We start from the raw sequence: 23,253 nt of genomic DNA on the forward strand, positions 1-23,253 counted from the left end.
TAGTGAAATTGATTAATCAGTGGCGAATTTCATCATGGCGAACAGTTCAGACAACCTGTTAGGCGAATCGAATAACTTTCTGGAGGTACTGGAACAGGTTTCGCGCTTAGCGCCGCTGGAAAAACCGGTGCTGGTGATTGGCGAGCGCGGCACCGGCAAAGAGCTGATTGCCAGCCGCCTGCATTATTTGTCAAACCGCTGGGAAGGTCCGTTTGTTTCGCTGAACTGCGCCGCGCTAAATGAAAACCTGCTCGATTCCGAACTCTTCGGTCATGAAGCTGGCGCGTTTACCGGGGCGCAAAAACGCCATCTGGGACGCTTCGAACGCGCCGATGGCGGCACGCTGTTTCTTGATGAACTCGCCACCGCGCCGATGCTGGTGCAGGAGAAATTGCTGCGCGTGATTGAATACGGACAGCTGGAACGCGTTGGCGGTAATCAATCTTTGCAGGTGAATGTGCGTTTGGTGTGCGCGACCAATGAAGATTTGCCGGCGCTTGCCGCCGCCGGTAAATTCCGCGCCGACCTGCTCGATCGCCTCGCCTTTGATGTGGTGCAACTGCCGCCGCTGCGTGAACGCCGCAGCGACATACTGGTGATGGCCAACCATTTCGCCATTCAGATGTGCCGCGAACTGGGCTTGCCGCTGTTCCCTGGCTTCAGCGATCGCGCTCAGCTGACGTTGCTCAATCACAGCTGGCCCGGCAACGTGCGTGAACTGAAGAACGTGGTCGAGCGTTCGGTTTATCGCCATCACAGCGCCGACGATGAGCTGGATAACATTATCATTAACCCGTTCGCCCCCCGCACGCCGCCCGCCGACGTCATTGCCCAGGCGGACGTATCTGCCTTGCCTTCCCTGCCGCTGGATTTGCGTCAGTGGCAAAATCAACAGGAACGCGAGCTGGTTGAAGCGAGTTTGCAGCAAGCCAAATACAACCAGCGCCGCGCCGCCGAGTTATTGCGTGTGACGTACCATCAGTTGCGCGCCATGATGAAAAAGCACGGTATTCAGGCACGCGACGAGGATTAGCCAAATCGCCATAAACGTCGCCTATACGTATTCATTTGATTTTCCTTTTTTTAAAGCAAATCGCACGGTGTTTTTTTCTAACTGTTTCGAGTGGATGCAAGGCGGCAAGCGAGGACATCCCTGGGAGCATACATAAGTATGTGACCAGGGTGGACGAGCGCAGCCAACGCGGCAGCCGCTCGAAACAGGACGAAAAAAGGCCCGCGGGTTAACGCGGGCAACTAATACTGGAAGCAATGTGAGCAATGTCGTGCTCTTCTTCGGTAGAGCCACCGTCGAAGCGCAGAGGAATAATAATCATTCTTATTATCATCTGTAAACCCCTAATTGAGAATTTTTCTCATCTCCACACAGAGATTGTGATTACCCCATCGCCAGTTTGGCGAAAAACACAGCAGAAGCGTCGCGAATTTGGGGAGTACGTGGCGTTTAAGATACACTCACGCTATTGCCTCAGAATCGTTGAGTTCTATGCCAAAATTATTCCCCTCTCTGCTGCTGGGTCTCAGCATGATGAGCGCGTCAGCGTGGGCCGCGCCAACGGACAACATCCGCAACAGCGGTTTTGTCTATTGCGTTAACGGCACGGTTAATACCTTCAATCCACAAATGGTTAGCAGCGGCTTAGTCGTTGATACGCTGGCGGCGCAGCTGTATGACCGGCTGCTGGACGTGGATCCTTATACTTATCGGCTGATTCCCGACCTCGCCCAGAGCTGGGAAGTGCGTGATAACGGCGCAACCTACCGTTTTCACCTGCGTAAAGATGTCGCCTTCCAGCACACCAACTGGTTTAAACCGACGCGGAAAATGAACGCCGATGATGTGGTGTTCAGCTTTGCACGCATGTTTGATCGCAAGCATCCGTGGCACAACGTCAACGGCGGCAGCTATCCCTATTTTGATAGCCTGCAGTTTGCCGATTCGGTGCAGAGCGTGAAAAAGCTGGATAGCGATACCGTTGAAATCCGCCTCAACAGCCCGGACGCCTCATTCTTGTGGCATATCGCGACGCATTACGCGCCGATTTTGTCGCAGGAGTACGCCAATAAACTCAGCGCTAAAGGCCAGCAGGAACAGCTGGACCGCGAACCGGTCGGCACCGGCCCGTTCCAGTTGAGCGAATACCGTACCGGGCAATATCTCCGCCTGGCGCGTAATCCGCAGTACTGGAAAGGCGTGCCGCGTCTGCAGCAGGTGGTGATTGATTTGGGCGTCGGCGGCACCGGAAGGTTATCCAAACTGCTGACCGGCGAATGCGATGTGCTGGCCTATCCCGCCGCCAGCCAGCTGAGCATTTTGCGTGACGATCCGCGCCTGCGCATGACGCTGCGTCCCGGCATGAACATCGCCTATCTGGCGTTCAACACGCGCAAACCGCCGCTGGATCGCCCGGAAGTGCGTCACGCGCTGGCGCTGGCGATCAATAACGAACGCCTGATGGAGTCGATCTATTACGGCACCGCTGAAACTGCCGCCTCCATTTTGCCGCGTGCGTCCTGGGCGTATGACAACGATGCGCGCGTCACCGAATACAATCCGGCTAAGGCGCGTGAAGAGTTGAAAGCGCTGGGGCTGGAAGATTTGCATTTACGTTTAGTGGTGCCCTCTTCCTCGCAGTCGTGGAATCCCAGCCCGTTAAAAACCGCTGAATTGTTGCAAGCGGATTTGGCTCAGGTTGGCGTGCGCGTCACTATCGCGCCGGTGGAAGGCCGCTTCCAGGAAGCGCAGTTGATGGAGATGAATCATGATCTCACGCTCACCGGCTGGGCAACCGACAGTAACGATCCCGACAGTTTCTTCCGTCCGCTGTTAAGCTGCGCGGCGATCCGTTCGCAAACCAACTACGCACACTGGTGCTCGCCCGCCTTTGATGAGGCTTTGCAGCATGCACTGTTGTCCCAGCAGCTATCGGCGCGCATTGACAGCTATGACAAGGCGCAGCAGATTTTGGCGCAGGAGTTGCCGGTGCTGCCGCTGGCGTCATCGCTGCGTTTGCAAGCCTATCGGCATGATATCAAAGGCCTGGTGTTGAGCCCGTTTGGTAACGCTTCGTTCGCTGGCGTTTACCGCGATGAGAGCAGCGAGGAGTAAGCATGATTATCTATATTCTGCGTCGCGTGGTGCTGCTGCTCATCACCCTGTTTTTGCTGTCGCTGGTGAGCTTCAGTCTGAGCTACTTCACACCAAATGCCCCGCTCGAAGGCGCATCGCTGTTTGATGCGTGGTGGTTCTGGTTCAAGGGCTTGCTGCAGTTCGATTTTGGCGTCTCCAGCACCAACGGCCAGCCGATTGATCTTCAGCTGCGCGAAGTGTTTCCCGCCACGCTGGAGCTGTGCGTAATGGCATTTATTCTGGCGCTACTGGTGGGCATTCCGCTGGGAATTTGCGCCGGCGTGATGCGCAAAAAATGGCAGGATAAAGCCATTAGCGCACTGGCGCTGCTTGGCTTCTCGATGCCGGTATTCTGGCTGGCGCTGCTGTTTACGCTGTTCTTCTCGTTAACGCTCGGCTGGTTGCCGGTGTCCGGACGTTTCGACCTTCTCTATCCGGTGCAAAACGTTACCGGCTTCGCGCTGATTGATGCCTGGCTAAGCCCGTCGCCGTGGCGTCATGAAATGCTGGTCAGCGCCTTAACGCACATGATTCTGCCGGTGGTCGTGCTCGCCGTTGCGCCCGCCACCGAGATGATCCGCTTACTGCGCAGCAGCACCAGCGATGTGATGGACAAAAACTACGTCAAAGCCGCCGCCACGCGCGGCCTGTCGCGCTTCACGGTGATCCGCCGCCACGTGCTGCACAATGCCCTGCCGCCAGTGATCCCGCGCCTTGGCCTGCAATTTTCCACCATGCTGACGCTGGCGATGATCACCGAAGTGGTGTTCAACTGGCCGGGCCTCGGCCGCTGGCTGATTAACGCCATTCGCCAGCAGGATTACGCGGCGATTTCCGCTGGCGTGATGGTGGTGGGCGGTCTGGTGATTCTGGTCAGCGTGTTATCCGATATTCTGGGTGCGGCGCTTAACCCGCTGAAACATAAGGAATGGTATGCCCTTAGATAATGTCTACGACGAGAAGCGGCTGCCCAGCACGCTGCGTCGCAGCTGGCAGCGCTTGTATCGCGATACCAGCGGCATGGTCGGCTTATACGGCTTTGGCCTGCTGCTGTTCCTGTGCCTGTTTGGCGGCCTGCTGGCGCCGTATGGCATCGATCAGCAATTCCTGGGTTATCAGCTGCTGCCGCCATCGTGGTCGCGCTACGGCGATGTCTCCTTTTTCCTCGGCACCGACGATTTAGGCCGTGATGTGCTGAGCCGCCTGCTGAGCGGCGTAGCGCCGACCGTGGGATCGGCGATTCTGGTGACGGTGCTGGCGGCAATTTGTGCGCTGGTGCTTGGCGTGTTTGCCGGTATCACGCACGGCATGCGCTCGGCGGTGATGAATCACGTGCTGGATACCTTACTGTCGATTCCCTCGCTGCTGCTGGCGATTATCGTGGTGGCATTTCTCGGCCCGCGCCTGGAACACGCGATGCTGGCGGTGTTTCTCGCGCTGATCCCACGTCTGGTGCGCGAGATCTATACTGCTGTGCATGATGAGATGGAAAAAGAGTATGTGGTGGCGCTGCGTCTTGATGGCGCGCGCAACCTGAATATCTTGTGGAATGCGGTGCTGCCTAACGTGCTGCCGCTGCTGGTGAGCGAATTTACCCGCTCGCTGTCGATGGCGATTCTGGACATCGCAGCACTCGGTTTCCTCGATCTTGGCGCGCAGCTGCCCTCGCCCGAATGGGGTGCGATGCTGGGTGACGCGCTGGAGCTGATCTACGTTGCGCCGTGGACGGTCATGCTGCCGGGCGTGGCGCTGATGGTCAGCGTGTTGATCGTTAACCTGCTGGGCGACGGCATTCGTCGCGCTGTAGAAGCGGGAGTTGAATAATGCCGCTACTGGATATCCGTAACCTGACCATCGAATTTATGACCGCTGACGGTCCGGTCAAAGCGGTTGATCGCATCAACCTGACGCTAAGCGAAGGCGAAATCCGCGGTTTGGTGGGTGAATCGGGTTCAGGCAAAAGTCTGATCGCCAAAGCCATTTGCGGCGTCACCAAAGATAACTGGCGCGTCACCGCCGATCGCATGGTGTTTGATGATATTGATCTGCTGCGCCTGTCACCGCGCGAACGCCGTCGGATCGTCGGCCATAACGTTTCGATGATTTTTCAGGAGCCGCAATCCTGTCTTGATCCGTCAGAAAGTATTGGTCGCCAGCTGATGCAGGCGATTCCGCGTTGGACGCACAAAGGCCGCTGGTATAAACGGCTGTGGTTCTGGCGCAAAGTGCGCGCCATTGAGCTGCTGCATCGCGTCGGCATCAAAGATCATAAAGACATCATGCGCAGTTTCCCGTATGAACTCACCGACGGCGAATGCCAAAAGGTAATGATCGCCATCGCGCTGGCCAATCAGCCGCGTTTGCTGATCGCCGATGAACCAACCAATGCGATGGAGCCGACCACGCAGGCGCAAATTTTCCGCCTGCTGAGCCGCCTCAATCAGAATAACAACACCACCATTTTGCTGATCAGCCACGATCTGCGCACCATGAGCCACTGGGCTGACCGCATTAATGTGATGTATTGCGGCCAGACGGTGGAGATCGCGCAAAGCGAAGAGTTAATGGAGTCACCGCATCATCCTTACACGCAGGCGCTGATCCGGGCGATGCCCGATTTCGGTAGCGCGCTGCCGCACAAAAGCCGCCTCAACACGCTTTCTGGCGCGATTCCTTCACTGGAACATCTGCCGATTGGCTGTCGTCTGGGGCCGCGCTGCCCGTATGCGCAGCGTAAATGCATCGAAACACCGCGCCTGACCGGCAATAAAGCGCATCTGTTTGCTTGTCACTTCCCGCTGAATATGGAGAGCCAGTAAACATGGAAACGCTGCTGGAAGTGCGCAACCTGAGTAAAACCTACCGCTATCGCACCGGTTTGTTCCGTCGTCAGCACGTTGAGGCGGTGAAAGGCGTCAGTTTTACCCTGCGTGAGAAACAGACGCTGGCGGTAATTGGTGAAAACGGTTCGGGAAAATCGACGCTGGCAAAAATGCTCAGCGGCATGGTCGAGCCGAGCGAGGGCGAAATGCTGATTGACGATCATCCGCTGGAGTACGGTGATTATGGTTATCGCAGCCAGCGCATTCGCATGATTTTTCAGGATCCCTCAACCTCGCTGAATCCGCGCCAGCGCATCAGCCAGATACTCGATTTCCCGCTGCGCCTGAATACCGAGCTGGATGATGACGCGCGTGAAAAACGCATTACTGCCACGCTGCGTCAGGTTGGTTTGCTGCGCGACCACGCCGGATACTATCCGCACATGCTGGCACCGGGCCAGAAGCAGCGTCTGGCGCTGGCGCGAGCGCTGATTCTGCAGCCGAAAGTGATCGTCGCCGATGAAGCTCTCGCCTCGCTGGATATGACCATGCGTTCGCAGTTGGTGAACCTGATGCTGGAACTGCAGGAGAAGCACGGCATCGCCTATATTTACGTTACCCAGCATCTCGGCATGATGAAGCACATCAGCGATCAGGTGCTGGTGATGCATCAGGGCGAAGTGGTCGAGCGCGGCGGCACCGCCGATGTATTGGCCTCGCCGCTGCACGATCTCACCAAGCGCCTGATCACCAGCCACTTTGGTGAAGCCTTAACCGCTGAAGCCTGGCGCCGCGAGCGTTAAGGCGCCGAAAACGCGGTGCGATTTACCGCATTTATAGAGACGTGCTAGACTTCGCACGAGATTAACGTCGGTCGCCTGTTTTTCAACCACCGCGACCGCCAACAACAATGACCAAAAGGATTACAGCTATGGGTTTTCTTTCCGGTAAGCGCATTCTGATTACTGGCGTTGCCAGTAAACTCTCAATCGCCTACGGTATTGCGCAGGCGATGCACAAACAGGGCGCAGAACTGGCTTTCACCTACCAGAACGACAAACTGAAAAGTCGTGTGGAAGAGTTTGCTAAAGATCTGGGTTCAGACATTGTTCTGCCATGCGATGTGGCTGAAGACGAGAGCATCACTGCGCTGTTCACCGAACTGGCAAAAACCTGGCCGAAATTTGACGGTTTCGTTCACTCCATCGGTTTCGCACCTGGCGATCAGCTGGATGGCGACTACGTGAATGCTGTTACCCGTGAAGGCTTCAAGATCGCTCACGACATTAGCGCGTACAGCTTTGTGGCGATGGCGAAAGAGTGCCGTGCAATGCTGAACCCGAATTCTGCCCTGCTGACCCTGTCTTACCTGGGTGCAGAGCGCGCCATCCCGAACTACAACGTGATGGGTCTGGCGAAAGCGTCTCTGGAAGCTAACGTACGCTACATGGCGAACGCAATGGGTCCAGAAGGCACACGTGTTAACGCCGTTTCTGCCGGTCCAATCCGTACGCTGGCTGCATCAGGCATCAAAGATTTCCGTAAAATGCTGGCGCACTGCGAAGCGGTTACCCCGATTCGTCGTACCGTTACCATCGAAGACGTGGGTAACTCAGCTGCATTCCTGTGCTCTGATCTGGCGGGTGGTATCACCGGTGAAGTGGTACACGTTGATGGCGGCTTCAGCATTGCCGCAATGAACGAGCTGGAACTGAAATAAGATTTACCCAAGGTCGCCTTTCATGGCGACCTCCTCTTCAAATAACGCCCTCCTTATACTCGTAAGCTATTAATTATTCCCCAACATTCTTTTGCCGTGGACAGCCGTTCAGCGACGATAAGCTAGCCCTTTGTTGCATGCCTGCTTTTCAGATTCGCACGCTGTGCAGCAAGTCCGTTTTTAGCGCAAGGAATGACCATGGAACAACGCCGTTCTCCCGGCCATGACCACTGGTTTTATGAAAGCCAGACTCGCCCGAATAGCACCGCCACTGCGCCGCTGGTGCCCGAAGCCGCCTATATCGACGATCGTTTCTTACTCGGTTTGCAACAGGAAGCGACCGCGTTACAGCCGCTGCTGTCGCGTTTTCAGCCTGCGTTATTGGCCGCGCGCGATCTCAGCCAGATTCTGTTTCCCGATACGCTTGCCACCAGTTTGACCCACACCTTAACGCTGTACGATCGTCTCAGCACCGCGCTAACGGTGGCGCAGGTCGCCGGCGTGCAGCGCCTGTGCAATCACTACTCAGCCCGGCTCAATCCGTTGCCGGGTCCGGACTCATCACGTGAAAGCAATAATCGCCTGACGCAAATCACCCAATATGCGCGTCAGCTGGCGATGCAGCCGGAACTGATCACCGCCAACAGCATCAGCGCGCTGGACGCGGTGGGCTTAACCGAGCCCGATATCGTCACGCTGAATCAACTGGTGGGATATGTCAGCTATCAGTCACGCGTGGTGGCATCGCTGCAGGCGATGATGGGCTTGCCGGTGCGCTGGATTCCGGGCGTAACACCGCCGCCGGATGCCAGCGCAGCGCTGTTTACCGGCAACGACGGCTGGCAGCACGCGTTGAAACCGGTTGAACTGCGCTATGCCAGCGCCGATCAACTGGCGGCGGTTACTTTCTGTCAGGGTATTGAGGGATTAGATGATGCCATTTGGCTGCTGGTGCACGATGCGCAAGTGCTGTATGGCTTCGCCACGCTAAAACAGCGGCTGAGTGAACATTTTGCCGGGGATGAAGCGCTGGCGCAGGCGGTTAGCGCACGCGTGCTGGGTTGTCGACGTCAGTTTGATTTTGTTACCGATGAATGGCGTGACGCACTGCTGCAGGATGTCGAAAGCGCTGGCGCAGCATCGCCGGTGATTTCACTCAGCGCCCAGCTCACGCGCCTGCCCGACCGCTTCAGCGCTGCACATTTGCAGCCGCTGCTGAACGCGGGCTGGGGCAGCGAACGTATCTTCACGCTGTTGCAAGCGGTGGCTTTCGCCAGCTGGCAGGATCGCCTGCTGATGGCGCTCGGCGAAACCCGTTAATCGGGCAGATGTCGCCGCGCTTCATCAAAGAAATGCTGAGCCAGCGGCGATGCTCTGCCCGGCTCGGCAATCACTAATGCCGCCTGCCGGCCCATCGGCGCCATCTCAATCGGCCGCCGCGCCAGATTCTGCATCAGCTCCGGCAACAGATGTCCGCATGGCGACACCATCACGCCTAAACCAACCTGCGCACTTTGCAGCAGTTGCATGATCGACGCGCTCTCAACGATCACGCGTGGAATCAAGCCGGTTTCCCTCAGTTGCCCATCAAGATAGCGTCGAAAATAGCGCGTGGGCTCTGCCAGACACAGCGGCTGGCAGGCAAGCGTGGCGAGCGAGATGTTCTCTTGTTCCAGCAGCGCCGGAAAGTGCGCCGGATTGAATAGCGCCTCGACGCCAGGATCTTTCAACAGCGCAGTTTGAAAATGCAGCTCGCGCAGTGACGTCAGTTCAAAAAAGCCGATACCGCCATCCACGGTGTGGCTGTTGAGCGCTTCCAGCAGTTGATCGGCGCTCATCGCGGCCACGCGATAATCCAGCTGTGGATAACGCGCTTCAACCGCTTTCAACAACGCAGGCAGCGCCACGCTGCACTGCGGCATAACGCCAAGCCGCAAGGTGCCGTTGACGCCATGCTTGAGCGACTCCACTTCCAGCTTCAATCCCTGATACACCGAAACAATTTCCCGCGCCCAGGTCAGCACGCGCTCGCCTTCCGGCGTAAAGCCATCGAAATTATTACTGCGGTTGATCAGCGACAGCCCTAATTCGCGTTCGAGGTTTTTCAGGCGCATCGACAGCGTCGGCTGGCTGACAAAGCTGACCTCTGCCGCGCGGCCAAAGTGGCGTTCGCGTTCAAGATTTGTCAGATAGATTAATTGTTTGATGTCCATGGAAAGCAGAATTGGCTGGAAAACAGCAGTGTATCATGGCGGTTGCCGCTGCGCTGCGTCCACGCGCAGCGGCCATTGTGTTACGCCACACCCAAGGCACTTTTTACGTCGTTGGCGATCTTCTCGACCTGCGGGCCGTAAATCACCTGGATATCATGTTCGCTGACGCGATTGATGCCGTTCGCGCCGGTGGTCAGTAACGTTTGATCGACCACCTCATTCATCTGTTTGACCCGCACGCGCAGCCGGGTGAAGCAGCAATCGACGTCCTCTATATTGGCTTCGCCGCCCAGCCCGCTAATGATCACTTTGGTGCGCTCATCCGCCGCCACCTGTTCGGGTTTGTGCTCCTCATCGGATTCCCGTCCCGGCGTTTCAACCCGCATCCGCGTGATGACAAAACGGAAGCCGTAGTAGTAAATCGGCACATAAATTACGCCGAGCACAATCGTCCACCACCAATGCGTTTTGCTGCCACCGAGAATGCCGAACACCACCAGATCGATGGCGCCGCCCTGCACGTTGCCAATCATCAAATGCAGCATCGACATCAACATAAATGACAGGCCGGTTAATAGCGCATGCAGGATATAGAGCACCGGCGACACGAAGATGAAACAGAACTCCAGCGGCTCGGTGATGCCGGTGGTAAAGGAAGTCAGTGCACCGGCCAGCACCAGCGCTTTAACGCGCTGCTTATGCTCAGGGCGCGCAGTGTGGTAGATCGCCAGCGCGGCGGCCGGTAAGCCAAACATCATTACCGGAATTTTGCCCTGCGCGAGGAATTGCGTCGCGCCGCGCACCGTATCGTCCGGTATGGCGCCGGGATGCGTTAGCGAGGTGTTGAAGATGTTCAGCGCGCCGACGATGCTTTGTCCATCAACCGTTGCCATGCCGCCAATCGGTGTGAAGCGCACGGTTTCGTTGAGGATATGGTGCAAACCGGTGGGAATCAGTAAGCGTTCGCTGGTGCCAAGCAGGAAGGCGCCGTATTGCCCGCTTTTACCAATCATCAAACCCACCCACGCGATGCCTTCGCCGATGGTCGGCCAAATCAACGCCAGCAGCACGCCCACCAGCGGCAGCACCACCACGGTCACGATCGGCACAAAGCGGCGTCCACCAAAGAAGCTGATCGCCGTCGGCAGTTGCTGAGTGTAAAAACGGTTATGCAGCAGCACGGTAATCAATCCAGCAATCACGCCGCCCAGCACGCTCATGTTGTAAGTAAAGATGCCGAGCATGTCGATGTATTCGGCCGACGTCATCATCGCTGCGGTTTGATCCATACCCGCTTTCTGCAGCGCTTCTGGCGTGGTGGTAGCGGCTGTCAAACCTTTCGACGCCAGCGTGGAGCTGATACCAACATTCATGGCGATATAGCCAATTACGGCGGCAAAGGCGGCGGTCGGTTTCTCCGCTTTCGCCAGCCCGATGGCGCTGGCCACCGCAAAGAACAGCGGCAAATTGGCGAACAGCGCGCCCGCCACCTTGCGGATAAACCCGATAATCAGCTGTGGCACCTGCAGACTGGCGAAGGCATCGCCGGTGATGGCCGGATTTTGCATTGCGGCGGCCAGGCCAAGAAAGATCCCTGCGGCAGCAATCACCGAGATGGGCATCATTAAGGCTTTACCGAAGGCGTGAATTTGGCTTGCCAGATTCTTCATGCTGCGTGCCCTTTTCAGAATGGAAAGAGCAATTATTAGTCAGTTATCTCAGCAGCACGTAACTGCCGCCCCTTAACAGCCGGGAAAGTTTGACTTAGGTCACGCTTTACGTGCGTTTCACGATAAACGCCGCCTATCGCACCATTAAACCAATCAATTAGACAACTTTTAAGGAGAGTCGCACACTTCCCGCTAACAGAAGACATATTCTGATAACAACTCATAAACAAATAAGCCTGCAACTATGAAATTTAAACGTAAGATTCAACCCTATCGCGCTGCTGCGGGCGGCTGGGGTTCATTGGAAGCCACCACCCGTTTCGTCCTTGATAGTAAAGCTGCCCTGAAGAACATGCGAAACCTGATGCGCATGAACAAAGCGCGCGGTTTCGACTGCCCAGGATGCGCATGGGGCGATGACAACAAAAGCACCTTCAGCTTCTGTGAAAACGGGGCAAAAGCGGTGACGTGGGAAGCCACGCGTCGTGTGGTTGCGCCGGAATTTTTTGCGCAGCACAGCGTCAGCACTCTTTATCAACAGAGCGATTACTTCCTTGAGTATCAGGGACGCTTAACCCATCCGATGCGCTACAACAGCGCGACCGACCACTACGAACCGATCAGCTGGGACGATGCGTTAGCCTTGATTGCTCGCCATTTGAAGGCGATGGATCATCCAAATCAAATGGAGCTTTACACCTCCGGCCGCGCCAGCAATGAAGCATCCTGGCTTTATCAGCTGTTTGGCCGTGTGATGGGCACCAACAACTTCCCCGACTGCTCCAACATGTGCCACGAAGCCAGCGGCACCGGCCTGAAACGCAGCATCGGCGTGGGTAAAGGCACCATTCGTCTGGACGATTTTGATCATGCCGACGCGATTTTCGTGTTGGGTCAGAATCCGGGCACCAACCATCCGCGCATGCTGCACAGCCTGCGGCACGCTGCCGATCACGGCGCGAAAATTGTCACCTTTAACACGCTGCGCGAGCGCGGCCTCGAGCGTTTTGCCGATCCGCAAAAGCCGCTGGAGATTGTCACGTCGATGGCGGGCACCATCAGTTCCGCCTATTACCAACCTAATCTGGGCGGCGATATGGCAGCGGTGCGCGGCATGGTGAAAGCCCTGCTTGAGCTACAGCGTGCAAGTTTAGCTGCCGGTGAAGAAGGTATTTTCGATCAAGCGTTTATCGATGCCAACACTCATGGCATTGACGCGTATCTTGCCGCCGTTGATAACACCCGCTGGGACGATATCGTGCGCCAATCCGGTCTCAGCGAAGTGCAGATTCGTGAGGCGGCGGCGATCTATCAAAGTGCTGAACGCGTGATTGTCACTTGGGCGATGGGCATTACTCAGCATAAACACTCGGTGGATACCGTTCGCGAGATCACCAACCTGCAGCTGCTGTTTGGTCAGTTGGGCAAGAAAGGCGCAGGCCTGTGTCCGGTACGCGGCCACAGTAATGTGCAGGGCAACCGCACCATGGGCATCGATGAGAAACCGGGCAAGCCGTTCCTCGATGCACTCGGCGCACACTTTGATTTCGAACCCCCGCGTGAGCATGGTCACAACACCGTTGAAGCGCTGAACGCGATGCTGCGTGACGAAGTGAAAGTGCTGATTGCGCTGGGCGGCAACCTCGCGGCGGCCGCACCGGATTCACCGGTCACCGAAGAAGCGTTGCAGCATTGCGGTTTGACCGTGCACATCAGCACCAAACTCAATCGCAGCCATTTGGTGCCGGGCCTCGAAGGGCTGATTCTGCCAACGCTGGGCCGTACCGAACGCGATCGTCAGGCAAGCGGTAATCAGTACATTACCGTGGAAGACTCGTTCAGCATGGTGCACGCCTCAGAAGGCGTCGGCATTCCATTGGCGGAGACGCAGCGCTCTGAAACCGCGATTGTGGCTGGCATAGCCCATGCGACATTAGGCAGCGATAAAATCGACTGGCTGGCGATGGCAGGCAATTACGATCTGATTCGCGATCACATCGCCGCCACGATTCCCGGCTTTGCTGATTTCAATAACAAGTGCGACATTCCGGGCGGTTTCTACCTGGGTAGCGCTGCCGCCGAGCTGCGCTTCAATACGCCAAGCAAACGTGCTGAGTTCAGCGCCGCCGCCCTGCCAACGTCGCTGTTCCCGCAGTTGGGCGATGTCGCGGTGCCGTTCACGCTGCAAACCCTGCGTTCACACGATCAGTACAACACCACGATTTACGGCCTCGATGACCGTTATCGTGGCGTGTACGGTCAGCGCGAAGTGGTGTTTATCCATCCGGATGATATGACGTCGTTGGGCTTCACTGAAGGCCAGTTGGTGGATATCGAGACGCTGTGGAATGACGGTTTAACCCGTCGCGTCAGCGGTTTCAAGCTGGTGCCGTATAACATTCCGCGCGGTAACCTCGCGGCGTATTATCCGGAAACCAACCCGCTGGTGCCGCTCTCGAGTTTTGGCGACGGCAGCGGTACGCCGACCTCAAAATCGGTGCCGGTGAAGCTGGCATTAAGCGCCGCCACACCGTCACAACGTATCGCCTGACCAAAGCGTTATCAGAAGGTAAAAAGCCGCGTAAAGCGGCTTTTTAGCCTGTTTTGGCCTTGCCGCGCGGACCCGATTCGCGTAAAACTGTCAGCCGCTCTTAGGCCACGAAACTATATAAATTATGTTCCAGGATAATCCGCTGCTCGCGCAGCTTAAAGAGAAGCTTCACGCGCAGACTCCGCGCGTCGAAGGTGTTGTTAAAGGTACGGAAAAAGGCTTTGGCTTCCTCGAAGTTGATGCCCAGAAAAGCTACTTCATTCCGCCACCGCAGATGAAGAAAGTGATGCACGGCGACCGTATTTCGGCCGTGATCCACACCGATAAAGACCGCGAGAGTGCCGAGCCGGAAACCCTGGTTGAGCCGTTCCTGACCCGCTTTGTCGGCCGCGTGCAGAAGAAAGACGATCGCCTGTCAATTGTGCCGGATCATCCGCTGCTGAAAGAGGCGATTCAGTGCCGCGCCGAACGTGGCGTGACCCACGATTTCCAGAATGGCGATTGGGCGGTAGCAGAGATGCGTCGTCACCCACTGAAAGGCGATCGCGGTTTCTATGCTGAGCTGACCGAATTCATTGTCACTGCGGACGATCACCTCGCGCCGTGGTGGGTAACGTTGTCGCGCCATAACCTCGAACGTCAGGCTCCGGACGTCGGTTTTGGTGAGATGCTCGACGAAAATCTGCAGCGTGAAGATTTGACCGCACTGAACTTCGTCACCATCGACAGCGCCAGCACCCAGGATATGGATGATGCGCTGTACGTGGAAGAGGCTGCCGACGGCAATCTGATCCTGACCATCGCTATCGCTGATCCAACCGCTTACGTGGCAGAAGGCAGCGAGCTGGATAAGCTGGCGTCGAAACGCGCGTTCACCAACTATCTGCCGGGCTTCAACATACCGATGCTGCCGCGCGAACTCTCTGACGACGTCTGTTCCCTGCGTCCGAACGAGCGTCGTCCCGCGCTGGCATGCCGCGTTACCGTGCTGAAAGATGGCAGCCTGGCTGATGACGTGCATTTCTTTGCTGCGTGGATCGAGTCGAAAGCCAAGCTGGTTTATGACGAAGTTTCTGATTGGCTGGAAAACAGCGGCAGCTGGCAGCCTGAAAACGACGCCATTGCTCAGCAGATTCGCCTGCTGCATCAGGTTTGCCTGGCGCGCAGCGAATGGCGTCAAACCCACGCGCTGGTGTTTAAAGATCGTCCGGACTACCGCTTTGTGTTGGGCGAAAAAGGCGAAGTACTGGATATCATCTCTGAGCCACGTCGCATAGCGAACCGCATCGTTGAAGAGTCGATGATTCTGGCTAACGTCTGTGCCGCGAAAGTGCTGCAGGAGAAGCTGGGCTTCGGTATCTATAACCTGCACACCGGTTTCGATCTGGCCAATGCTGAGCAGGCCGCTGGCGTGCTGGCGGGGCATGGCATCACCGTGGATCCGCAGGCGATTACCACGCTGGAAGGCTTCCGCCAGCTGCGTCGTCAACTCGACGCGCAGCCAACCCAGTATCTGGATAGCCGCATTCGTCGCTTCCAGTCGTTTGCAGAAGTCGGCACCGAGCCGGGCCCGCACTTTGGTCTTGGCCTCGAAGCCTACGCGACCTGGACTTCGCCGATTCGTAAGTTTGGCGACATGATCAACCATCGCTTGCTGAAGGCAATTGTGCGCGGTGAAAGCACTGGCCGTCCGCAGGATGAGCTGACCACCATCATGAGCGAACGTCGTCGCCTGAACCGCATGGCCGAGCGCGATGTTGGGGACTGGTTGTATGCCCGTTTCCTCGCACCGTTTGCCGCTACCGATCGCAAGTTCAGCGCCGAGATCATCGACGTATCTCGCGGCGGCATGCGCGTTCGTCTGCTGGAGAATGGCGCGGTAGCCTTCATTCCTGCGCCGTTCATCCACGCGGTGCGTGATGAGCTGGTGTGCTCGCAGGAAAGCGGCACCGTGCAGATAAAAGGTGAAGTCGCTTACCGTGTCACTGACATCATCGACGTGACCATCGCCGAAGTGCGTATGGAAACCCGCAGCGTGGTCGCGCGTCCGGCCGCCTGAGCATGAAAACTCGCGGGATAACAGCCGTTATTCCGCATTTCTCTCCGCCCGCTTTAGCAAATGTTAAATTTGCTTTCCGCTTCACATTTCTAATGCCTTTGTCTGTCGTTAACAATTCATTACATTACTTTTAACTTGTTGTATTCGATCGCCTCTTTTCCCGGTCCCTACAAGGAGTTAACTCATGAACAACGTCAAAACCAGTCTCATCTGGTTAGCGGTGGCGTTAATTGGCGCGGGCGCATTTGCCATGCTGGCCCTCAGCCGTGGCGAGCACGTCAACGCGGTGTGGCTGGTGATTGCCTCCGTCGCCTGCTACAGCATTGCCTATCGCTTTTACAGCCTGTTTATCGCCAAGCGTATTTTCGAACTGGACGATCGCCGTCGCACGCCAGCGGAGCGCTTAAGTGACGGCCTCGATTATGTACCGACCAATAAATGGGTGCTGTTCGGCCACCATTTTGCGGCGATTGCCGGTGCGGGCCCGCTGGTTGGTCCGATCCTCGCGGCGCAGATGGGCTTCCTGCCGGGCACCATCTGGATTCTGGTTGGCGTAATGTTTGCCGGTGCGGTGCAGGATTTCCTGATCCTGTTTATCTCAACGCGTCGTGATGGCCGCTCATTGGGTGAGATGGCGCGTCAGGAACTCGGCTCATTCGCTGGTGTGGTCACCATGCTGGGCGCGCTGGGTGTGATGATCATCATCCTTTCCGCGCTGGCGCTGGTGGTGGTGAAGGCGCTGGCCAACAGTCCGTGGGGCTTGTTCACCATTGCCGCAACCATTCCGATTGCGCTGTTTATGGGTGTGTATATGCGCTTCCTGCGTCCGGGAAAAATCGCGGAAGTGTCGATCATTGGCTTCGTGCTGATGATGGCGGCGATTATTTATGGCGGCAATGTAGCAGCCGATCCCTATTGGGGCCCGCTGTTCACGCTGAAAGGCGCGGAGCTGACGTGGGTGCTGGTGATCTACGGTTTTGTCGCCTCTTCGCTGCCGGTGTGGCTGCTGCTGGCACCGCGCGATTATCTCTCCACCTTCCTGAAAATTGGCGTGATCATCGGTTTGGCCATCGGCATCGTGTTTGCCATGCCCGAGATGAAGATGCCCGCAGTGACCAAATTTATTGATGGCACCGGGCCGGTCTTCTCCGGTGCGCTGTTCCCGTTCCTGTTTATCACCATCGCCTGTGGCGCCATTTCAGGTTTCCATGCGCTGGTTTCGAGCGGCACCACGCCGAAACTGGTGGAGCGCGAAAGTCATATCCGCTTTATCGGCTACGGCGCGATGCTGATGGAATCCTTTGTGGCAATCATGGCGCTGATCTGTGCCTCGGTGCTAGACCCGGGCGTCTACTTTGCCATGAACTCCCCTGCCGCGCTGATTGGCACCACGGTGGAAAATGCGTCGCAGGTGATTAACGGCTGGGGCTTCGTGGTGACGCCCGAGATGCTGAGCGGCATTGCGCGCGACGTCGGCGAAAGCACCATTCTTTCGCGTGCCGGTGGTGCACCAACCTTTGCGGTCGGCATGGCGCATATCATTACCGAAGTGTTTAACAGCCGCGCCATGATGGCGTTCTGGTATCACTTCGCCATCTTGTTTGAAGCGCTGTTTATCCTGACCGCTGTGGATGCCGGCACCCGCGCCTGTCGCTTTATGGTGCAGGATCTGGTGGGCACCGTGGTGCCGTCGATGGCGAATAACCGTTCATGGTTGGGCAACATGGCGGGAACCACCGTCGCGGTGGCGGGCTGGGGCTTCTTTGTGTATCAGGGCGTGGTCGATCCGCTCGGCGGCATCAATACGCTGTGGCCGCTGTTTGGTATCGGCAACCAGATGCTGGCGTCAATGGCGTTGATTCTCGGCACCGTGGTGCTGTTCAAAATGAAGAAGCAGCGTTATGCGTGGGTGACGATTGTTCCAACCGCCTGGCTGTTCATTACCTCGATGACCGCGGGCTGGCAGAAGATTTTCCACGAAAAACCTTCGATTGGTTTCCTGGCGCAGGCCAACAAGTTCCGCAAAGGCATTGATGACGGCATCGTCATCGCCCCGGCGAAGAGTGTCGCTGACATGCAAACCATCGTCTTCAGCAATCAAATTAACGCGGCCCTGTGCGCCTTCTTCATGCTGGTGGCGGTGACCATGCTGGTGGCGGCCTTCTTCGTGATTCGTCGGGCGCTCAACAGCACGGTGCCAACCACCCATGAATCTGAGATCTCACTGCGCAAAGAGGTGCGAAATGTCTGAGTCCATTTATCGCTGGAGAAAACCCAACGGGCCGTGGCACATTCAGCAGTGCTTACCAATCGCCCCCGCCACGGCTGGGCAAAATCTTACGCGCTGGCAGCGCATCTGGCGGGGATTGCAGCAAAGTTTTCGTTTAATGGTCGGCGTTCATGACTATCAAACTTATCTGAAGCATATGCGCGAACATCATCCAACGATCGCCCCCATGGATGAGCGCGCTTTTCACCGTCACTGCCTCGATGCCCGCTTTCCCAGCCAGGCCGGAAAACTCGGTAAGTGCCCTTGCTAACAGAGATTAGCCCCGCTTGTCGGGGCTTTTTCGTGCCATTCTTTAATAAAAACAAAAATATATTTGGATTGCATCTTGTGCTGACGCAGGAGGTTGAATACTGTTGCTAAAATAATGAGATACCGCCCGCTGAGCATTCCCCCGGAGGAAGTTTCCATGACCGATGAACAAGGGCAAACATTGCTATATACCTTGTTTGGCACCACCAGCCCTCATTGGCGTTTAACTTCAGATAGTGATGCTCTGCATTTTGCCGAAGATGAGAACGCAAACACCAATATGGCGGTGCCGCTGACTCCCGCACAGGCCAGTTTATTACGTGCGATGACGGTCATTACCTCAAGTATTAACCTCACGCTGTCGCTGCATGGCGAACCTGTTCCGATGCATTTTGTCGGCCGTAAAGTCAATCAATCTACCTGGGCAGGCACCTCGTCAGCCTGGGGCGATACGTCGTCTGTCGCGCGTGATTTGACGCTGGGTTTATCCTTCGCCGAGCAAGTGGTTTCTGAGGCGAATTCCGTCATCGTGATCCTCGATCAACGCGGCAATATCCAGCGTTTCAACCGTTTGAGTGAAGAGTACACCGGGCTGAAAGAGCAGGAAGTGATTGGCCGTAACGTATTCCAGCTGTTTATGACCAAGCAGGAAGCGCAGGCATCACGCCGTAATATCGCCGGTTTCTTCCGTGAAGGCAGTTCTTACGAAGTTGAACGCTGGATAAAAACCCGTAAAGGTCAGCGACTGTTTCTGTTTCGTAATAAGTTCGTTCACAGCGGCAGCGGGAAAAATGAAATTTTCCTCATCTGTTCCGGAACCGACATAACCGAAGAGCGCCGCGCTCAGGAACGTCTGCGCGTGCTGGCCAATACCGATACCGTCACCGGCTTGCCCAATCGCAACGCGATCCATCAGCAGATTAGTCTGGCACTGGAGCTGGCAAATGGCAGTCAAACCGGCGTGGTGTACCTCGATTTAGACAATTTTAAGAAGGTGAACGACGCTTACGGCCATATGTTTGGCGATCAGCTGTTGCAAGCCGTGTCGCTGGCCATCCTTAGCTGTCTTGGCAAAGACCAGACGCTGGCGCGCCTTGGCGGCGATGAGTTCGTGGTGCTGGCGGAACACACCAGCCAGGCAGCGCTGGAAGCGATGGCGTCGCGTATTCTTGAGCGGCTGCGTCAGCCATTCCGCATTGGCCTGATTGAGGTTTACAGCGGCTGCTCGCTGGGTATCGCCCTCGCCCCGCTGCATGGTGAAGATCGTGAAAGCCTGATTCGTAACGCCGATACCGCGATGTATCACGCCAAAGAAAACGGCCGCGGCAAATTTTGCGTGTTCGCTAATGAGATGAATCAGCGCGTGTTTGAATATCTGTGGCTCGATACCAACCTGCGCAAAGCGCTCGAGCTGGATCATCTGGTGGTGCATTACCAGCCAAAACTCAATGCCGAAGGCGAAGTGCTGAGCGCCGAAGCGCTGGTGCGCTGGAATTCTCCAGAGCGTGGTCTGGTGCCGCCGGGCGATTTTATCTCCTACGCCGAAGAGTCCGGTTTGATTGTGCCCCTGGGCCGCTGGGTAATGCTCAACGTGCTGCAGCAGATCATTAAGTGGCGCAGCGAAGGCATCTTTCTGCGCGTCGCGGTTAACGTCTCGGCTAAGCAGCTGATCGACCAGAGCATTTACACCGATCTGAAACAGGCATTGAATGAAGCCGGTTTGACCGATTGTCCGATTGATATCGAACTGACGGAAAGCTGTCTGATTGAGAATGAAGCCGGTGCGCTGATGCTGATGAAACAGTTCCAGGAGCTGGGTGCGCAAGTGCATCTCGATGACTTTGGTACCGGTTACTCCTCACTTTCTCAACTGGCGCGCGTCCCGATTGATGCCATTAAGCTGGATCAGAGCTTTGTACGTAATATCAACAAACAACCCGTGGCGCAGTCGCTGGTGCGTGCGATTGTCGCGGTGGCCAAAGCCCTGAAGCTGCAGGTGATCGCCGAGGGCATTGAAACCAAAGCCGAAGAGAAGTTTGTTATGGCCAACGGTGTCGATGGGCGTCAAGGTTATTATTATGCAAAACCAATGCCCGCAGAACAGCTCGGGCATTGGCTGGCTAAGCATCCTGCCCGCGTTTAACGCTGGTCTGCGAGATTAGCCGGCTTTGCGCAAGGATGCGCTATGACGGTTCTGCAGTTGTACCAGTCGTTCCATGTAAGCAATGTCTTTAGGTTCCAGTGTGAAGGCATAATCGACCCAGTCCTCCGTGATATCCATTAGCTCAGCGCGTGATAACTGCAATACGCGTTGACGTGCTTTCAGCATTGCCCGCACGCCGTTCAGTTTTGGACGTAACGTATCGATGAAGGTGCGTGTGGTGCGATAACCATCGCCCGGCTGGAACACCTTGTCGACCAGACCACGCGTTTCATACCATTCCGCGCTGTGTGACTCACCTTCCATAATCAGCTCTTCGGCCAGCTTCATGCCAGACCGACGCGCCACTAACGAGTAGCCGCCCATACCCGGGAACAGGTTGAATGCGATCTCCGGGAAACCCATGCGCGCGCTGTTCTGCGCCAGAATGAAGTGATGTGCCAGCGCCGCTTCAAAGCCGCCGCCGAGCGCACTGCCCTCAATCATCGCCAGCGTGACCGCACCGGTATCGAAACCCCGCGCTGCGGAGTGAATGCAGTCGACACAGGCACGCGCATAAGCGCGCAGTGCTTCACGACGGTTGTTGCGAATGCATTCCACAAAGAAACGCAAATCGCCTCCGGCGTTAAACATCTGTGGCACTAACGAACCCGTCACCCAGAAATCAATCGGCAGACCGGAACGTTGAGCGGAATAGCTCAGGTTCATGATCTCCTCAATTAATTCGTGGTTAAAACTCGGACGGGGTTGCGCACGCAGCATCATCCACATGGTGCGGCGACCCTCTTCATAGTAGGCCGCGAGCTGTGTGGTTTGTCCAACTTCGGTGAACAGTCTGCATGTTGGTTGGTTAATTACTGTCATTGTCTCATCCTCTGTTTATGTTTATGTAGTGCGTTAAACGCCACATCAGCGTAATCCAGAGTGAGGCCAGACCAAATGAGAGATTGATTTATAAAGCAAAATCCAGAGATATCCCCGACCATCGGCCGGGGAAGCATTAGCGGGCTTACTTGATGGCAGCGCGTTGCCCCACAGCAACATGAGAACGCTTAACGCGTCGTGAATAAACCGCGGTGATGATGGGGACAATGACGGAGGTGACAATGACCGAAGTAGCAACTAATGCCGTTGCGGCGGGTGCGACCGGTTTAAACTGTGGCAGCATCTCGGCGATCAACACTGGCGTGGCTACGGCAGCGCCTGCGGTGCTGGATGCCGCAATCCCCGCTGTCCCATCGCCACCGCCAATCAGGCGATCGGCAATAATCAGCGGAATGCCGGTGACAATGATCACTGCGACACCCAGCATAATGCCCAGCAGGCCAGTTTGCGCGATAACGGTTAAATCAATGGTGTTGCCCAACGCGAAGGCAAAGAACGGAATCAGCGTGTGCACCGCTTTGCCAAAGAACTCGCGCAGTTCGGGATCGAGATTACCCAACGCGAACCCGACGATAAACGGCAGTACCGCGCCAACGAAGACATGTGGCTCAAACGACGCAATGCCTGCGGTGCCGAGAATCACCATCGTCATCAGCGGCCCGGACTCCAGTGACATCAGGACAAATGCACCAGCCTCTTCTTTCGAACCGTATTGCTGCATGATGGATGCGTATAAACCGCCATTGGTCATATCCATCGCCGCCACTAACGCCAGCGTCGAGAGACCGGCAAACATGCCCACTTCCACGCCATTTTCCGGCATCACACGTGAAGCAATCGCCGCGACCACCCCCGCCACCGCAATCTTGGTGAGCACGAGCGTGCCCGATTTACGCAGTACTGTGCCGGTGGCGCTGAGTTTGATAGATGCGCCCATGCAGAAGAACCACACCGCAAGAATCGGGACGGTGCCGGTCATCAACCCATTGGTGAACGAACCAAAGTATTTACCTGCGCCCGGAGAGAACGTATGGCACAGCGCGCCCAAAAACAGCGGAATCAGCATCATGCCGCCAGGAATTTTATCGATTGCACGTTTGATATGCATAAAGGTGTCACCTTAACTGAGCCAGAGGGAGGTGTTTTTATGAATTGCCAGATGGCATGGCGAGCAAGATAACGATTGGCAGAAAGGAAAAAAGTGATCGCAAATGCATTTATGAAACGCTGTTTTATTTTTATTGATCGATCATTTTGTATTTATGATACGCATCGCCATACCAGGTGATTTGAAGTTAAATGAGAGGCACCCGGAGGCGTTTTTTTTGTAAGGATGGATTATCTGTGCGGGCTTTGACGCATCTGCCCTTGTCAACAACACGCATTGAAGCTCATGAGCAGGCCGGTGACACTATTGGGCCGGCAATCCGCAGCGCTGAACGAAGCGAGGAGGCCAGGAGAGCCCGCAGGACGCGGGCGAAAGGC

Annotated in this window: 17 protein-coding genes; 13 read left to right on the forward strand and 4 right to left on the reverse strand. The window is 56.3% G+C overall.

What is annotated here, in order from left to right; genetic code table 11:
* Positions 1 to 34 precede the first annotated feature (34 nt).
* The 8 genes from pspF to AAF463_RS10050 all read left to right on the forward strand — a co-directional run bounded on the left by pspF (position 35) and on the right by AAF463_RS10050 (position 9,010).
* Positions 35 to 1,033 carry a phage shock protein operon transcriptional activator gene (gene pspF, locus AAF463_RS10015; protein ID WP_137385865.1) on the forward strand — a complete coding sequence of 333 codons (999 nt, stop codon included), beginning with the start codon at positions 35 to 37 and terminating at the stop codon, positions 1,031 to 1,033.
* A 471-nt stretch (positions 1,034 to 1,504) separates the two neighbouring features.
* Positions 1,505 to 3,127, forward strand: a complete 1,623-nt coding sequence (sapA, locus tag AAF463_RS10020) for an ABC transporter substrate-binding protein SapA (RefSeq protein WP_110866234.1) — start codon at positions 1,505 to 1,507, stop codon at positions 3,125 to 3,127.
* 2 nt (positions 3,128 to 3,129) lie between these two features.
* Positions 3,130 to 4,095, forward strand: coding sequence for a putrescine export ABC transporter permease SapB (sapB, locus tag AAF463_RS10025; RefSeq protein ID WP_101764290.1), 966 nt, complete (start codon positions 3,130 to 3,132; stop codon positions 4,093 to 4,095).
* Positions 4,082 to 4,972, forward strand: coding sequence for a putrescine export ABC transporter permease SapC (gene sapC, locus AAF463_RS10030; RefSeq protein WP_101764289.1), 891 nt, complete (start codon positions 4,082 to 4,084; stop codon positions 4,970 to 4,972). The genes sapB and sapC overlap by 14 nt, the downstream gene beginning before the upstream one ends.
* Positions 4,972 to 5,967, forward strand: a complete 996-nt coding sequence (gene sapD, locus AAF463_RS10035) for a putrescine export ABC transporter ATP-binding protein SapD (RefSeq protein ID WP_101764288.1) — start codon at positions 4,972 to 4,974, stop codon at positions 5,965 to 5,967. Before sapC ends, sapD begins: the two co-directional genes overlap by 1 nt.
* A gap of 2 nt (positions 5,968 to 5,969) precedes the next feature.
* Positions 5,970 to 6,773 carry a putrescine export ABC transporter ATP-binding protein SapF gene (sapF, locus tag AAF463_RS10040; protein ID WP_350260671.1) on the forward strand — a complete coding sequence of 268 codons (804 nt, stop codon included), beginning with the start codon at positions 5,970 to 5,972 and terminating at the stop codon, positions 6,771 to 6,773.
* A 128-nt stretch (positions 6,774 to 6,901) separates the two neighbouring features.
* A complete protein-coding gene (gene fabI / locus AAF463_RS10045; RefSeq protein WP_007892455.1) occupies positions 6,902 to 7,690 on the forward strand; it encodes an enoyl-ACP reductase FabI in 789 nt (262 codons plus the stop codon).
* A 198-nt stretch (positions 7,691 to 7,888) separates the two neighbouring features.
* The gene (locus AAF463_RS10050; protein WP_210080733.1) at positions 7,889 to 9,010 is read left to right on the forward strand and encodes an oxidoreductase; all 1,122 of its coding nucleotides are present in this window, start codon (positions 7,889 to 7,891) and stop codon (positions 9,008 to 9,010) included.
* Here AAF463_RS10050 and AAF463_RS10055 read toward each other — a convergent pair.
* Together AAF463_RS10055 and AAF463_RS10060 are read right to left on the reverse strand one after the other, a co-directional pair.
* Positions 9,007 to 9,903, reverse strand: coding sequence for a LysR family transcriptional regulator (locus AAF463_RS10055; RefSeq protein WP_110866237.1), 897 nt, complete (start codon positions 9,901 to 9,903; stop codon positions 9,007 to 9,009). The genes AAF463_RS10050 and AAF463_RS10055 overlap by 4 nt on opposite strands.
* A gap of 80 nt (positions 9,904 to 9,983) precedes the next feature.
* A complete protein-coding gene (locus AAF463_RS10060; RefSeq protein WP_101764284.1) occupies positions 9,984 to 11,573 on the reverse strand; it encodes a PTS transporter subunit EIIC in 1,590 nt (529 codons plus the stop codon).
* Between the two features lie 244 nt (positions 11,574 to 11,817).
* On the opposite strand from AAF463_RS10060, the gene AAF463_RS10065 reads away from it, so the two are divergent.
* The 5 genes from AAF463_RS10065 (at position 11,818) to pdeR (ending at position 20,865) form a co-directional block, all read left to right on the forward strand.
* Complete coding sequence (locus tag AAF463_RS10065; protein ID WP_350260672.1) at positions 11,818 to 14,124, forward strand: FdhF/YdeP family oxidoreductase; 2,307 nt, start codon at positions 11,818 to 11,820, stop codon at positions 14,122 to 14,124.
* Between the two features lie 124 nt (positions 14,125 to 14,248).
* On the forward strand, positions 14,249 to 16,183 hold the full coding sequence (locus AAF463_RS10070; RefSeq protein WP_192233995.1) for an exoribonuclease II: 1,935 nt from the start codon (positions 14,249 to 14,251) through the stop codon (positions 16,181 to 16,183).
* Between the two features lie 184 nt (positions 16,184 to 16,367).
* Positions 16,368 to 18,434, forward strand: a complete 2,067-nt coding sequence (locus AAF463_RS10075) for a carbon starvation CstA family protein (RefSeq protein WP_350260673.1) — start codon at positions 16,368 to 16,370, stop codon at positions 18,432 to 18,434.
* Entirely contained in the window at positions 18,427 to 18,723 is a 297-nt protein-coding gene (locus AAF463_RS10080) for a CstA-like transporter-associated (seleno)protein (RefSeq protein ID WP_350260674.1), read from the forward strand. The genes AAF463_RS10075 and AAF463_RS10080 overlap by 8 nt, the downstream gene beginning before the upstream one ends.
* 156 nt (positions 18,724 to 18,879) lie before the next feature.
* A complete protein-coding gene (pdeR, locus tag AAF463_RS10085) occupies positions 18,880 to 20,865 on the forward strand; it encodes a cyclic di-GMP phosphodiesterase (protein WP_101764279.1) in 1,986 nt (661 codons plus the stop codon).
* 15 nt (positions 20,866 to 20,880) lie between these two features.
* Here the strand turns inward: pdeR and AAF463_RS10090 are convergent, their stop codons facing one another.
* Together AAF463_RS10090 and kdgT are read right to left on the reverse strand one after the other, a co-directional pair.
* A complete protein-coding gene (locus AAF463_RS10090; RefSeq protein WP_007892438.1) occupies positions 20,881 to 21,747 on the reverse strand; it encodes a crotonase/enoyl-CoA hydratase family protein in 867 nt (288 codons plus the stop codon).
* A gap of 145 nt (positions 21,748 to 21,892) precedes the next feature.
* Positions 21,893 to 22,876: a 2-keto-3-deoxygluconate transporter gene (gene kdgT, locus AAF463_RS10095; protein ID WP_350260675.1), complete on the reverse strand. Its 984-nt coding sequence runs from the start codon at positions 22,874 to 22,876 to the stop codon at positions 21,893 to 21,895.
* Between the last annotated feature and the right edge of the window lie 377 nt (positions 22,877 to 23,253).

The organism is Pantoea sp. BJ2, from assembly GCF_040255075.1.
GTDB classification, from domain to species: Bacteria; Pseudomonadota; Gammaproteobacteria; order Enterobacterales; family Enterobacteriaceae; genus Pantoea; species Pantoea leporis.

Excerpts from the sequence above, each read along its gene's own strand:
- pspF (WP_137385865.1), top strand. The coding sequence starts at position 35 with ATGGCGAACAGTTCAGACAACCTGTTAGGCGAATCGAATAACTTTCTG.
- sapA (WP_110866234.1), top strand. The coding sequence starts at position 1,505 with ATGCCAAAATTATTCCCCTCTCTGCTGCTGGGTCTCAGCATGATGAGC.
- sapB (WP_101764290.1), top strand. The coding sequence starts at position 3,130 with ATGATTATCTATATTCTGCGTCGCGTGGTGCTGCTGCTCATCACCCTG.
- sapC (WP_101764289.1), top strand. The coding sequence starts at position 4,082 with ATGCCCTTAGATAATGTCTACGACGAGAAGCGGCTGCCCAGCACGCTG.
- sapD (WP_101764288.1), top strand. The coding sequence starts at position 4,972 with ATGCCGCTACTGGATATCCGTAACCTGACCATCGAATTTATGACCGCT.
- sapF (WP_350260671.1), top strand. The coding sequence starts at position 5,970 with ATGGAAACGCTGCTGGAAGTGCGCAACCTGAGTAAAACCTACCGCTAT.
- fabI (WP_007892455.1), top strand. The coding sequence starts at position 6,902 with ATGGGTTTTCTTTCCGGTAAGCGCATTCTGATTACTGGCGTTGCCAGT.
- AAF463_RS10050 (WP_210080733.1), top strand. The coding sequence starts at position 7,889 with ATGGAACAACGCCGTTCTCCCGGCCATGACCACTGGTTTTATGAAAGC.
- AAF463_RS10055 (WP_110866237.1), bottom strand. The coding sequence starts at position 9,903 with ATGGACATCAAACAATTAATCTATCTGACAAATCTTGAACGCGAACGC.
- AAF463_RS10060 (WP_101764284.1), bottom strand. The coding sequence starts at position 11,573 with ATGAAGAATCTGGCAAGCCAAATTCACGCCTTCGGTAAAGCCTTAATG.
- AAF463_RS10065 (WP_350260672.1), top strand. The coding sequence starts at position 11,818 with ATGAAATTTAAACGTAAGATTCAACCCTATCGCGCTGCTGCGGGCGGC.
- AAF463_RS10070 (WP_192233995.1), top strand. The coding sequence starts at position 14,249 with ATGTTCCAGGATAATCCGCTGCTCGCGCAGCTTAAAGAGAAGCTTCAC.
- AAF463_RS10075 (WP_350260673.1), top strand. The coding sequence starts at position 16,368 with ATGAACAACGTCAAAACCAGTCTCATCTGGTTAGCGGTGGCGTTAATT.
- AAF463_RS10080 (WP_350260674.1), top strand. The coding sequence starts at position 18,427 with ATGTCTGAGTCCATTTATCGCTGGAGAAAACCCAACGGGCCGTGGCAC.
- pdeR (WP_101764279.1), top strand. The coding sequence starts at position 18,880 with ATGACCGATGAACAAGGGCAAACATTGCTATATACCTTGTTTGGCACC.
- AAF463_RS10090 (WP_007892438.1), bottom strand. The coding sequence starts at position 21,747 with ATGACAGTAATTAACCAACCAACATGCAGACTGTTCACCGAAGTTGGA.
- kdgT (WP_350260675.1), bottom strand. The coding sequence starts at position 22,876 with ATGCATATCAAACGTGCAATCGATAAAATTCCTGGCGGCATGATGCTG.